Origin of the sequence: Thauera sp. WH-1, from assembly GCF_047806685.1 — a bacterium.
GTDB lineage: Bacteria > Pseudomonadota > Gammaproteobacteria > Burkholderiales > Rhodocyclaceae > Thauera.
The window spans coordinates 19,064-31,944 of record NZ_JBLQGP010000028.1 but is presented as its reverse complement, the minus strand read 5'-3'; the positions used below and the strand labels follow the sequence as shown (position 1 = coordinate 31,944).

At 61.4% G+C, this 12,881-nt stretch carries 10 protein-coding genes; 8 read left to right on the top strand and 2 right to left on the bottom strand.

Features of this window, described 5'->3' with window-relative positions; genetic code table 11:
• Positions 1-845: DDE-type integrase/transposase/recombinase (locus ACMV5O_RS19305; protein WP_416164981.1), on the bottom strand; the 845-nt coding region annotated here is incomplete at its 3' end.
• A gap of 98 nt (positions 846-943) precedes the next feature.
• Complete coding sequence (locus ACMV5O_RS19300) at positions 944-1,273, bottom strand: hypothetical protein (RefSeq protein WP_416164980.1); 330 nt, start codon at positions 1,271-1,273, stop codon at positions 944-946.
• A 713-nt stretch (positions 1,274-1,986) separates the two neighbouring features.
• On the opposite strand from ACMV5O_RS19300, the gene ACMV5O_RS19295 reads away from it, so the two are divergent.
• The 8 genes from ACMV5O_RS19295 (at position 1,987) to ACMV5O_RS19260 (ending at position 12,712) form a co-directional block, all read left to right on the top strand.
• Positions 1,987-2,193 (top strand): hypothetical protein, encoded by a 207-nt coding sequence (locus ACMV5O_RS19295; RefSeq protein ID WP_416164979.1) that lies wholly within the window; start codon positions 1,987-1,989, stop codon positions 2,191-2,193.
• A 14-nt stretch (positions 2,194-2,207) separates the two neighbouring features.
• Positions 2,208-2,915, top strand: a complete 708-nt coding sequence (locus ACMV5O_RS19290) for a hypothetical protein (RefSeq protein ID WP_416164978.1) — start codon at positions 2,208-2,210, stop codon at positions 2,913-2,915.
• A 44-nt stretch (positions 2,916-2,959) separates the two neighbouring features.
• Positions 2,960-3,949 carry a putative molybdenum carrier protein gene (locus ACMV5O_RS19285; RefSeq protein ID WP_416164977.1) on the top strand — a complete coding sequence of 330 codons (990 nt, stop codon included), beginning with the start codon at positions 2,960-2,962 and terminating at the stop codon, positions 3,947-3,949.
• A gap of 243 nt (positions 3,950-4,192) precedes the next feature.
• Entirely contained in the window at positions 4,193-4,624 is a 432-nt protein-coding gene (locus ACMV5O_RS19280) for a hypothetical protein (RefSeq protein WP_416164976.1), read from the top strand.
• Positions 4,625-4,831: 207 nt separating this feature from the next.
• On the top strand, positions 4,832-7,414 hold the full coding sequence (locus ACMV5O_RS19275) for a DNA phosphorothioation-associated putative methyltransferase (protein ID WP_416164975.1): 2,583 nt from the start codon (positions 4,832-4,834) through the stop codon (positions 7,412-7,414).
• A gap of 216 nt (positions 7,415-7,630) precedes the next feature.
• Positions 7,631-8,554 (top strand): DUF4007 family protein, encoded by a 924-nt coding sequence (locus ACMV5O_RS19270; RefSeq protein ID WP_416164974.1) that lies wholly within the window; start codon positions 7,631-7,633, stop codon positions 8,552-8,554.
• On the top strand, positions 8,551-11,880 hold the full coding sequence (locus ACMV5O_RS19265) for an ATP-binding protein (protein ID WP_416164973.1): 3,330 nt from the start codon (positions 8,551-8,553) through the stop codon (positions 11,878-11,880). Before ACMV5O_RS19270 ends, ACMV5O_RS19265 begins: the two co-directional genes overlap by 4 nt.
• Complete coding sequence (locus tag ACMV5O_RS19260; RefSeq protein ID WP_416164972.1) at positions 11,873-12,712, top strand: phosphoadenosine phosphosulfate reductase family protein; 840 nt, start codon at positions 11,873-11,875, stop codon at positions 12,710-12,712. The genes ACMV5O_RS19265 and ACMV5O_RS19260 overlap by 8 nt, the downstream gene beginning before the upstream one ends.
• The last annotated feature ends 169 nt before the right edge of the window (positions 12,713-12,881 follow it).

Below are 12,881 nucleotides of genomic sequence, written 5' to 3'. Positions count from 1 at the left end.
TTCTGGTAGGGCGAGTACGGCAGCGTCGTCTGGTGCAGCACCCCCAGGCGGTTCAGACCCGATACCGTCTCGTCGGCAAGCATGGCCGCGCCGTTGTCGGTCATCAGCGCGCGCGGCAGCCCACGCTTCATGAAGGCCTGCGAGAGGCCATGGACCAGGCTCTGTGCGGTCTCGTCCAGGTACCACTGCAGGTGGCAGACCAGGCGCGAGCGGTCGTCCAGGATGCCCAACAGGAAGGGCTTCTCCCAGGTGCCCGCGCGGGTGAGCACGCGGCGCACGCCATGGTGGAAGTCCAGATGCCACAGCGCCGAGACGTGATCGAGCTCGAAGCTGCGCACCTCGCGGTGCTCGAGCCGGTCGCGCGCGAGCACCGCGCCCGCGCTCGTGCGCTTGGGCGCCGCCTGGCGGAACATCCCCTGGGCCCTGAGGTAGCGGCGTACCGTCGGGTAGGACGGCACGCTCAGCCCGGTGCCGGCGAGTGCTGCGCGCAGATTGTCCACGTGCAGTTGCGCGGTCCAGCCCGGATGTTCGCGGTACTGCTGCACCAGCGCGTCGATGACGCCCGGCATCAGGCTCGCGAAGCGGCCCCGGGGGCGTGGCCGGTCGCGCAGTGCCGCGATCGGATCGGTGGCGCTGCGCGCGGCGTAGTACCAGCGCTCGATCGTCGACAGCCCGAAGCGCACATCCTGCCCGCTGATGGGATGGCGCCAGGTGCGGGCGGCGAGCGTGGCCAGCGCATCGTGCACCTCGCCCGGCGCGGGCGGTGCGGCCAGCAAGGGGCCGATGATCGAGAAGCGTAGCCGCGCCCAGCGATCACGTTGCGGGGGATCGGTCGGTGTGCTCAAGGGGGTCTCCCGTATCAGGCGCACCGGGGGGTGGCGCCACTGGGAGTGCAGGCTACGAAGCCTCGGCGTCGGTGGCGATCTGCATCCTCTGCGGGAACTCAGCGGCCCTCGGGCAGCGTGAGCGGCGCCAGAAAGCGCAGCAGCCGCGCCAGCGCCTCGGTGGCCTCGCCGGCAAAGCGCGCGAGCAACTCGCCCGGCAGCCCCTGGGGCGGCACCGGGGGCATGAAGCGGGCGCACATCGCCTGCCACAGCGGCGTCTGCATGAAGTCCTCACGCCACCACCGTCGCCAGCGGGTGAGCGTGCGCAGCGGCACCGCGAGCGCCTCGCACAGCCTCGCCGCCGCTGTGTTCTGCCCGGCATGCCGGGCAGAACACAGCACCACCACCAAACCCAGATACACGCGCCGGCCCAGAAAGCGCACCGACATCGAGGTCGTGCGCCGGCGGCAACGGCTGCAGCAAAAGCTCAGCCGGGACGAGAACGCCTCGCGGATCGCGAGGGTCGGGCAACCACGGGGCTTACGGGGATAGTTGGCACGATGGAGCACACCGCCACATGAACACCCCGCGCACTGCGCCTGGGCAGCGAGTTCTTCATCGAGACGAATCAGGAACAGGAAAAACTGCGAACGCTGCAGGTCAACATGGCACACTTGAACGGTCTCTAGGCTTGGTAACCAGAGACTCCCCCGAGGGGTTCGTTTGTTCAAGTTCCCTGAGGGGGATCACCCCTCCGCCATCACGCTGCGTGACCATCCCGCCGGCCAAAGCCATCAGCAGCAGTGACCATGCTCACAGGACCTGGCCGACGCCGCAAAGCAACCGCTCTCCGATTACCTTCGCGCGGTGCTCGCCCGTCACCTGCTCGGCGAACGCTTCTTCCGCGAGTGGCAGGCAGCGCTCGCCAAGGCCAACGCCGAGGCGGCCCGGCACGAGTCCGACATCGTCCTCTAGCGCTAGCGCAAGGCCACCCGCCCGAGCGCGGCCGAGCACAGTTTGCGGGGAATTTCTCCCGCAGGCTCGGCCGGCCCGGTAGTCTTTCACCCATGCCGCAACGGCATCCCGTCCCTGATTTAGCCCCACTTGCGGGGGACGTTAAACGCATACCGCTAAAGAGGGCGCTTCTGTTCTGGAGGCGAACATGTCCCGCGACAAAGCAATCAAGGCCGTTCAGCGACTGATCCGGCTCTACCTCTCCAAGCACGACTACCACGTCGAGCAGTCCGGCCAGCAGTGGCAGTGGCGCCGTGACGGCGCTGCCGCAACCCCGGCGGACGATGAACTCACCGCCATCCTGGCTGCCGCCGAGGCGCTCATCCGCGCCTCGGTCGGCACCGCCGCAGCTTGAACGAGGAGACCGTCATGGATCGCCGTACTTTACTCAAGGCGCTGGTCTCGTTCGGCGCCTCGATCGCCCTGCCCCTGGATCTGGCCACCGCGTCCGATGCTGAGATCGACACCGCCTGGACCGAAGCGGCCAGCACTTGGGATCTGTTCGAGGTCAGCGAATTCCGCTCGCTCTCGTACGCCAACTTCGAGGAGCCCACCACGCGCTACGACGCCTATGGCTTCAGCGACACGGGCGACGTCGATGCCTCGATGCTCGAGAGTCATTACGACCTCTACGACCCCATCCAGACGCTCTACCGCGACCAACTGCTCGAGGAGGATCCCGCGCTTGACGAGGCGACGCTCGAGGAGCGGGTCGAAGAGGAATGGCTCGAGTGGTGCCAGCAGGCCAGCGGCACAGCTCGGACCAGCATCGACAGGATCATCGACGACTGGCTCTCCGAAGCGCCCGATCCCTGCCGGGAGTGGGAGCACTACTACAAGACCGGCGACGCCCAGGGGGCGGCGTACGACCATTTCCTACGCGAAGATCCTGAGTTGATGGATGCGCTCGGGATCGTCGTGGTCGAGGGCGACTGCCCCGGCAGCAGCTACTACGCCGCCGAACTACATACCGAGGTCGAGGCCGCCAACCGCATCGCCGCCGAGCGCGGCTGGACGATCCGCTTCGTCTATGACGGCGAAGACATCGTGCGCTACGACCGCAAGCCGGTCGTGTGATCCAACATGACGAGCACAAGGAAACGAATGGAGGACGTGCCGCAATGACAGGCAAAACCAAGGCGCCGAGTCAGCCCCCCGAGGGCGTTGTCTCGCAGTACATCCTCAGCCCCGATGAGGGCGATCCATTCTGCTGGGAACGGGTTCTCGGGCGTGACTCGCGCTATAGCTTGTGCGGGGACTGCTGCAGCTGGACCGGATCGCACCCGATCTCGGAAGAACTCTTCGAGGCCCTGGTCGAATGGTACCGGCGATTCTGTCGCGCTCCCGAAGTCCCGGGGCTGATGACCAACCTCGACCTCGACTGGATCGACTTCCACGCGCAGGGGCTAGAGCTTGCGCGCCGGCTCAAGGCGGAGGTCGGCCCGACGGCCGAGGTGAGGTACCGCAAGCCGATGGAAGACCCCAACCAGCAGCTCGAGCCGCTGCGGTACGTGCTCGATGATGGTTCGGTCGTCGCCGAGGAGAGCGAAGAGCCTGACGAGCAGGAGCCCTGGCCCACTCGGCGGATCCACTCTGGCGGACAGACCGGCGCCGACCGGGCTGCGCTCGACTGGGCCATTGCCTACCGGATCATTCACGGGGGGTGGTGTCCCAAGGGCCGGAAGGCCGAGGACGGCCCGCTTGCCGGCCGCTATCAGCTCAGGGAAACCGACTCCGCAGGCTATCGTCAGCGCACCAAGCTCAACGTCCTTGAGAGCGACGCCACCTTGATCGTCAACCTTGGCGAACTCGACGGCGGCACGCTGGAGACCGTGCGGATCGCCCGCCAGCACCAGAAGCCGGTCCTGGTGCTGCAGCTTGACGAGACGCCCATCCAGGACGCGGCCGTGCGCCTGCGCACCTGGGTTGAAGCGAACCGGTTCGGCTCGCTCAACATCGCGGGCCCCCGCGAGAGCAAGCGGCCCGGTATCTACGCCGCGACCTATGAGCTGCTCGAGCGCAGCCTGGAGCCGGACGGTTCGCTGCGGCCGAAGGAGGTCTTCGAGTGGCCCGAGTGGGCGCTTGGGGGCGACGATGATGAGGAAACCTGACACCCGGCTCGATCAGGGCGGCACAGCACCAAGTTGCGTGCGCTTTCTGCGGCGGCCCGTGTCGCGCTAAAGGTCCAGCAACCGAACACACGGTCTGGCTCCCCTCACGAGCCAGGGGGGATTTGATCCAGCTTGCAGCCCCCGCCACGTCGGCAAAGCCGCTAAAGAGGAGTGTGTCATGTCGTCGTTCATCCCGTTCTCACCCATCAGCGAGGACCCATCTTCCGTTCCGGGCGGTGCGCGATGACCCTTCCCGTCGTCTTTCTGACAATCGTGCTCAAGAAAAGCGCAGTGCTCCGCCACTATGCCGGGGGCGAGGCGGCCTTCCGGGTGCGTTATCCGTATGCGGCCGAGGATCGTTATCTCTTCGGACTCGCAAGCATGTCGGGGCAGGAGATGGATGAATTGTTGGCAGAGTTGGCCGTGGCAAACATCGAGCTCACCCGTGACGGAGCGCTGGCCGACCGCACCGGCGGGGTCCTCCTGTCCCACCCGGACATCGTCTTCAGCTCCTGCAACTCAGCGAAATTCGCGGGGCTGGAGGCGGGGCTCGTGCGCGATGATCCGAGCGAGATCGCGCGCGAGGGCGAGGGAATCGTGCGCTTCTTGATGGCGCGAGGCTTCAGCTTCGAGGTACCGACCGCAAGCCCGGCCGACACAGAGGATGGACGATGAGCGGAGGCGGAAGCTTTCTCGCCGCGCACGTCAATAGGGCCCCGCTGATATTGGCCGGAGGGTCGGGCGGGTACCGGTCAGGCTTTGGCATGCCCCGTTGCAGGCGCCGCCGACTAGGCCCCAAGCTTTGCCATGAAACTAGCTGTCATCCCCCGCCCCTGACACAATCGATCGAGTCAGCACCCAACCCTCATCCGGAAAACGCAGATGCGGCCAACGATCGGAAAACTCGTCGGAGACAACCTCTACATTCACCGGCAATGCCTCGAGTACCTCCCAGACGAGATGGGAGATACGATCACTCAAGCTCGCCATGCTGCGGCGGAAGCCTTCGAGGTGGCAGACGTCTTCAAGATCGGAACCTCCAACCGCACGGTCTCACTCCTTCGCTATCCGTCCTTCTTCGAAGATCCCTTCCCCACCTTGGCGGAGAGCTGGCGCATCCATCTCGATAGCGATCGAGTCAGCTATCGCTCGTATTTCGAGTCACTCAACCCACCTATCCTGCACAGGAAGGAGCTCCTCCTTCCGCCCAACCACCCGGACCGCGAAGCCTTCGCCACGCTCACTGCCCAAGCCGAGCAACTCGGGCTGTTTAGTGACAATCACCTGATCGGCTTCAAGCGCACGTGGGACGACAAGATACGCACCGCCGGGTATTACCTCGATGGGCACACCCTGCTCCCGTTAGGTAACGACGTCTCCGAGGCAGACCAAGGCGACACGCTCGACACGACGGCAGCCGAGATCCAGCGCCACCGCACCGCGCTAAGTCGAGCGGGCCTCTCCGCCCCGATGCAAGCACTGGCTCGACACGGTCTGCTCGGCGAGGAAACGACCCTGTTCGACTATGGCTGCGGTCGTGGCGACGACCTGACCGCACTGCGCAGCAACGGAATTACGGCCAATGGTTGGGACCCCTACTTCGCACCCGACCAGCAGAAGCGGCCCGCCAAGGTCGTCAACCTCGGCTTCGTCATCAACGTCATCGAGGACTTCGACGAGCGCATCGCCGCCCTGCGAGGTGCATTCGAACTTGCAGAAGAACTGCTCGTCGTTTCGACGATGCTTTATGGAAGCGCGCCACCGCCCGGACAACCCTATCGGGATGGCTACCTGACCGGGCGTCAAACGTTCCAGAAATACTTCACCCAGAGCGAACTCAAGGAATTCGTCGAGTCGGTTCTCGACACGGAGGCCATCGCAGTCGGGCCGGGCATCATGCTCGTTTTCGCGGACAAGGGTGCTGAGCAGCGATTCCTGTACGGCCGACAACGCAGTCATCATGCCTTGAAGCTACTGGGCTACCGCCGCGCACAGGCAACTCGCATCCCGAGGGTCCCACGGCCTTCTAGACGCGAACAACAACTCGCCGAGCATCACGACCTAATCGACGCGCTGTGGCACGCAATGCTTAACCTCGGCCGCACGCCCGAGCCATTCGAGTTTGCAGACTACGCGGCAACTGTTGAGGCTTTCGGCTCGTGGGGGCGCGCGACTCGATTCGTACTCGAGGTTAAGGACACCGCAGAGTTCGAGCTCGCGGCGGCCGAACGTCGCGCCGACCTTCTCGTGTACCTCGCTCTCCAGCTCTTTTCGAAGCGGAAGCGCTACAGCCACCTCGATGAAAGCTTGCAGCGCGACGTCAAAGCGCACTTCGGCGACTATCAGAAGGCCCTCGCCACGGCGCAGGCGTTGCTGCTGAGCGTCGCAGATCCATCCACACTTGATGACGCCTGCCGTGCCGCACAAGCGAAGGGTTTGGGCTACTACGTCGAGAGCGACTACCTGCAACTCCACGCATCCCTTATCGAGCGCTTGCCCGCCGTGTTGCGAGTGTACGTGGGGTGTGGCTCGATCCTCTATGGCGACCTCGACGGGATCGACCTCGTCAAGATTCACATCCGCTCGGGCAAATTGAGCCTGATGAAGTTCGACGATTTTGACGGCCAGCCCATCCCCCTCATGACCGAGCGGATCAAGATCCGCTTGCGCGATCAGGACATCGACTTCTTCGTCTATGGCTCACCCCATGAGCCCCCGCCCCTGTACTTTAAGTCCCGTTACCTCAACGAGGACCATCGCATGTTCGAGCAGCAGGCACGCTTCGACGAAGACGTGGAAGCACTGAGCCTCTTCGACCCCGATGGTTTTGGTCTTCCGCTGCAACAACTACAGCAGGCACTAGCATCGCGGCGGCTGGAGGTCTCGAACTATGCGGTTGCCCCGTCCTCAACGATCCCCAGCCTCGACGAACCCTGCGGCGCGCACTTCACCTTTCGACACTTCATCGAGTGCGGCGAAACCTGGGAGAGGACCAGACTGCGCAACATCCCCCAGCAGGCTGCCACGTTCAACGCCCTTCACGCGCTTGCGACGAACATTCTGGACCCAGTGATCGACTACTTCGGGATGATCAGGCTGACCTACGGTTTCGCCTCGGCCGCGCTGGCCAAAGAGATCCCGGGCCGCATTGCCCCACACCTCGACCAACACGCCGGACACGAACTCAACCGCGCTGGCAAGCCGACCTGCCCGCGACTCGGCGCTGCAGTCGACTTCCTGGTCGAGGACGAAGACATGGTGGAAGTTGCCAAATGGATCACGGCCAATATCCCATTCGATAGGCTATACGTCTACGGTCCAGATCGACCCATCCATATCAGCTATGGCCCAGAGGGTACCCACCAAGTCGTAGTGATGAGCCAGACATCAAGTCAGGGGCGGCTTGTACCCAAAGCGTTCACTCCTGAGAAGTTTGCGGCCTTCGAGTGGCTCAACGCGAGGTAAAACGGTCTCTGTGGATAGACGCAAAAGACCCAGCAGCGCAACTAGAGAAAGAACAACTCATTCCTAATAGATAGAAACCCCCTCCCGCTCGTCTCTCTGCATAGGCCGCTGCAAGAGTCGATCTTTGGCCTGCGGGAAAGCCCTGTTCACGAACTGGAGAACTCCTCCAGTCGGCTTCTTCATGACCGGAGGAGTTCTCCAGTGTAGAATCCGGCCATGATGATCGCTGCCATCTCCCCCGGATACATACCTCACTTCTCCGGACACGAGACCTTCACACTGAGGCAAATGTGGCTCAAGAAGGTCTTCGATCAAAAGACAAAGGCTAACCGCATCAAGAAATCGGTGTTCACTGACGACGAGTCGATTGCTCGGTTTGGCGTCGGCAAGAACATGGTTGCCTCGATGCGGCATTGGGCCCTCGCGACCAATCTAATCAGCGAAGGCAGCTCGAACGATTACGTAGTGTCTCAACGAGCCCAAAGCATTTTTGCCGACGACGGCTTTGATCCCTATTCGGAGAATCCGAACACCGCTTGGTTCGTTCATTGGCAGCTTGCCGGTTTGGGGGCGCGCTCGACGACTTGGTTTTGGCTCTTTAATAAGGTCACGGCGCCGACGTTTACGAAAGCAGACCTTGAAAAACCTTTGGCCGACTTTGCTGCCAAATTCAACACTAAGCGTCGCATCTCCGTCTCGACCCTCAACCGTGACATCGACACTTGCGTCCGCAGCTACGCTCCGAGGTCAGGCAGCGGCTCGCCGGAAGATTTCGCGGAGCCCATGCTCGGGGAATTAGGCCTGATCGCTGAAGAGACAAAGGGGACTTTCGCCTTTCGGCGCGGTCCGAAGCACACGCTCAGCAGCGGGCTTTTCAACTACGCATTGATCGATTATTGGGAGTTGATTGACCCCGCCGCTAGCTCGATGGCATTCGAATCAATCGTTTATGGTGAAGGGTCTCCGGGGCGGGTTTTTAAACTCGACGAAGAGTCGGTCGCCGAGCGCCTCTTCTCTCTGGAAGAGGATACATCGGGCGCCTTTTCTTGGACCGACACCTCCGGTCTTCGGCAAGTGCTTCGGAAAAGTTGGGATAGTTCGGCGTTTCGAAATCGGATGCTGACAAAGGCCTACGAATGAACGCTCAAAAGACCAAGAAACTTGCCGAACTTGTTCGGATTCGCCAGCAGTACCAACGCTCCATCCGTCTGGACGCGGATCTCGGGCGCATGGACGCGCTCGATGGTTACGTGTGCCATAAGACAGCCGCTGATGTGCTCGACGCCATGGCCAAGCAAATCTCCGGGAGCAATCAACGGGCCTTCACTTGGACGGGCCCGTTTGGAGGCGGCAAATCTTCGCTGGCCATTGCTCTGGCGTCAGCACTCGCCCCCGACGGTAACCTACGGGCCAAAGCTCGCGACGTTTTGCGCTTGGACTCCCATCCGAATTTCGACGAAGCTCTCCCTGTAAGCCGCGGCTGGCTCGTTCTTCCTGTCGTCGGCAGAAGAGGGTTTGTCTCCGAAGAGATCTCAAAAGCGCTCAATCATGCGCTCGGATCGAAGGCGCTACCCGCATCAGCCAACGAAGTGGTCGCACATCTCTGCTCGGCAGCGGCCGACGAGCGATACGACGGAGTCCTTCTCGTCATCGACGAAATGGGTAAGTTCCTCGAAGCCGCGGCCCTCGGCCTGGGCGACGACGTCTATTTCTTTCAGGATCTGGCGGAGTCTGCGGCGCGAGCCCAAGGCAAAATCGTCGTGATTGGCGTCCTACACCAATCCTTCCGGCAATATGCATCCCGTTTAGGTAGCGAATCCCGCGACGACTGGGCCAAGGTCCAAGGCCGCTTCGCTGACATCCCCTTGGTCGCCGCAAGCGATGAGGTGGTGGAACTGATTGGCCGTGCGTTCGAAACGAGCGCACGACCTCAATCCAATCAAGCTGACGCTAGAATCATCGCATCCTCAATGGCGGCACGGCGCCCTGCCATCAGCGTGGAAGCCTTTGCAGCAAGTTTGGATGCCTGTTGGCCGTTGCACCCCGCCATGGCGGCCCTCCTCGGCCCGGTCTCCCGCCGTCAATTTGGTCAAAATGAGCGTAGCACATTTGGCTTTCTAGGATCGGTTGAGCCTCACGGTTTTCGTTCTTTTCTCAAAGAGCAGGATTCCACCGACGAATGCCGATACCGGCCGGACCATTACTGGGACTATCTTCGAATCAATCTTGAACCGGCGATCTTGTCCTCGCCTGACGGCCATCGTTGGGCGCAGGCCGCTGATGCCGTCGAGCGGACCGAGGCGCACCACAGCCCTCTCCATTCAGCACTGATCAAGAGCATCGCCGTCATTGACCTGCTTCGCAGTGCCTCCGGCTTGGCCGCCGATTTCGATGTTTTGCGCTCACTCTTTCCAGAGACGTTAGTAGAGGAAGTAGACGCGGCTTTAGAGCAGCTTTCAAAGTGGCGCGTCGCAATCTATAAGAAGCACCTCGGCTCTTGGTCCGTTTTCGAAGGTAGCGACTTCGATATCGAAAAAGCCTTGACCCAAGCCAAGTCGACCCTTCCCGGCATCGACTTTTCGACACTGACGAACCTCGCCAACCTCTACCCAGCCGTCGCCAAGCGCCACTATCACAATACGGGAACCCTTCGTTGGATGGAAGTGGCTCTTTGCCGTCTTGAGGACATCGAAGGGATCGCCTCCAAATTCGCACCCAAAAAGGGCGAATTCGGCCTTTTCTTGTTGGCCCTTCCGTCCAAAGAAGTTCGGATGGAGGCCGCTATCGGTGCTTGCGAAAGGATTGTTCGAAGCCGCCCTTGGCCGGTCGCTGTCGGTATCCCGCCAAACTACGGCAGGATCGAAGAGCTAGGTTTGGAGCTGGTTTGCCTGCAGTCCGTGCAAGGCCGCCCGGAGCTCGAAGGCGACCAAGTCGGCAAGCGCGAAGTCACCGCGCGAATTTCAGCGGCACGGTCAGCTCTTGAAGAACAGCTGCGCTCTGCCGTGACGACAGCGATTTGGACTGTAGCAGGACGTACCTATCAGCCCGGAACACCGATCGCACGTTGCGCATCGGATCTGGCCGACGATCTTTACCGGGACTCGCCTCGCCTTTGGAGCGAGCTGATCAACCGCGACGCCCCGTCGAGCGCGAGCGTCAAAGCGCGGCGCGATCTGATCCATGCGATGCTGGAAAACGAGCACCTGGAAAACCTCGGATTCGAGGCATTCCCGGCGGAACGCGGGCTCTACGAGTCGCTGTTGAAAGGAACCAGCCTACATCGGAAAGATGAAAATTCTGACGTTTGGCGCTTCCAGCCCCCGGACCATAGGCGTGGGGCAAGCCTAATCCGCCTGTGGGAAGACACGCGCAAGTTGTTCTCCGACGTATCGAAACGCGTTGAGGCTGTTCAAATGGACAGTCTTTGGGCTAGCGAACCCTTCGGAATTCGCTCCGGGGTCAGGCCTATCTTGATGACCGCGTTCCTGTTGGCGCATAAGGGAAACTTGGCGGTCTACAAGGACGGTATGTTCGTCCCCAGCTTGAACGACGCCGATCTCGACGAATATTTGCAGGACGAGAGGCGTTTTTCGTTCCGTTGGGTCGTCGTCGATGACGAAAAAACTCGGATTCTCTCAGGCATTTCGAGTCTTCTGGCATCAATCGGCGCTGCAGCTCCGGCCAGTGATCCCTTGGAAGCGGCCAAAGGCCTGGTCGCTCTGGTGTTTCGCTTGCCGAACTGGACCAAAAGAACCGCGACCCTATCGCCAGAAGCTCGTGAAGTGCGCGACATTCTCGCCAAGGCCAGCGATCCGCACCGTGTTCTGTTCATGGATTTGGCGGCTGTGTTCGGTGCAGCGAACGGTTCCGACTACGTCGACGCCTTGCGGGCTCCGATCATCGAGCTAGCCGGGGCCTACGAAGCGATGTTGCGCAAGATCGAGTCCGGGATGCTGGACGCCCTCGACGCGCCAGCAAACGCATTGGAACGGCTGCGCGCGCGAGCGGAGCTGCTAAAAGATTTAGACGGCGAGCTGCGCCAAAACGCTTTCGCCGGCCACCTGGCGAAGCACGACGGCAGTCTAGCTAGCATCGAGCGGATCGTCGGCTTGGCGGTCAACAAGCCGGCTCGCGACTGGACGGATCGAGATTTTGATCAGGCCCTGCTTGAAGTTGCGAGGCTCTCTTTGCGCTTCCGTCAGTCGGAAGCCTTGGTGGCCGTCCGCGGCAGAAAGCCGATGACCGACGCGTTCGCCGTCGTGATCGGAGCGGGCGCTTCGGCGAAGACGATCTCCCGTCAATTCGACCTTTCCGAACGGCACCGTGCGACGGTTGACTCTCTGGCCGACGAATTGGCAGCAAGCCTTAAGTCGAAGGGTTTGGACACGGAAATCTTGCTGGCCGCCCTCGCCCGGGTTGGCTTGCAGCTAACGACTGACGATTCCGAGGAGATCGAGCATGGCTGAACGGCACGTTCTGGGGATCTCCGGTGGAAAGGACAGTGCTGCTCTGGCAGTGTTCGTCCGGCACCACTATCCTGAAGTTGAGGTTGAGTATTTCTTTACCGACACTGGCAAGGAACTCCCCGAAGTTTATGAATTTCTGGGGCGACTGGAAGGCTTCCTCGGAAAGCCGATCCTGCGGCTCAACCCCCAGCGAGACTTCGACTTCTGGCTACGCGAGTACAACCACTTCCTGCCGTCTGCTCAAACCCGTTGGTGCACTCGACAGTTGAAGCTTGCCCCGTTCGAGCAGTGGGTGCGCCCGATGCTTGCGGCTGGTGACACTGTCGTCTCCTATGTGGCAATTAGGGCCGATGAGGACTATCGCGAAGGCTACACCTCCAAGCACAAGAACCTCAAAGTGCGCTTGCCCTTCCGCGAGTCAGGGATCGACAAGCGTGGCGTGATGGATATTTTAGAGTCCTCTGGCGTAGGGATTCCCAAGTATTACGATTGGCGATCTCGAAGCGGCTGCACCTTCTGTTTCTTCCAGCAGAAAATTGAGTGGGTTCGTCTGCGCGAGCAGCATCCGGAGGCCTATGAGGACGCCAAGGCCTACGAAAAAAACGCCTTAGAGCATGGCTCTCCATTTACATGGACGAAGGGCGAATCACTCGACGACCTCGCCAAGCCTGAGCGGGTTCAACAGATCGTCGAAGACTTCGAGCGCCGGAAAGAGCGAGAGCTGAGCCGCAGGCCGATCAATCCGTTGCGCCCCATCGAGAGCATCATCGATATCGACGATCTATTTGGGGAGGATGAAGGCGGCGGTGCATGTGTGGTTTGCCACAAGTAATCATCAGACATGGAATCCGATGGAGAAATTCTTCGTTCGGCTAAAACAATACCGTGCGATTGCCACACACTAGCAAAGGACCGCTCGTAAATTACTGGAAGCTATCCAGCTAGTCGAAACGATGGTGTGGCTGGTATGGGCTTTGGCTGCTGGGGAACCACTTGACTCT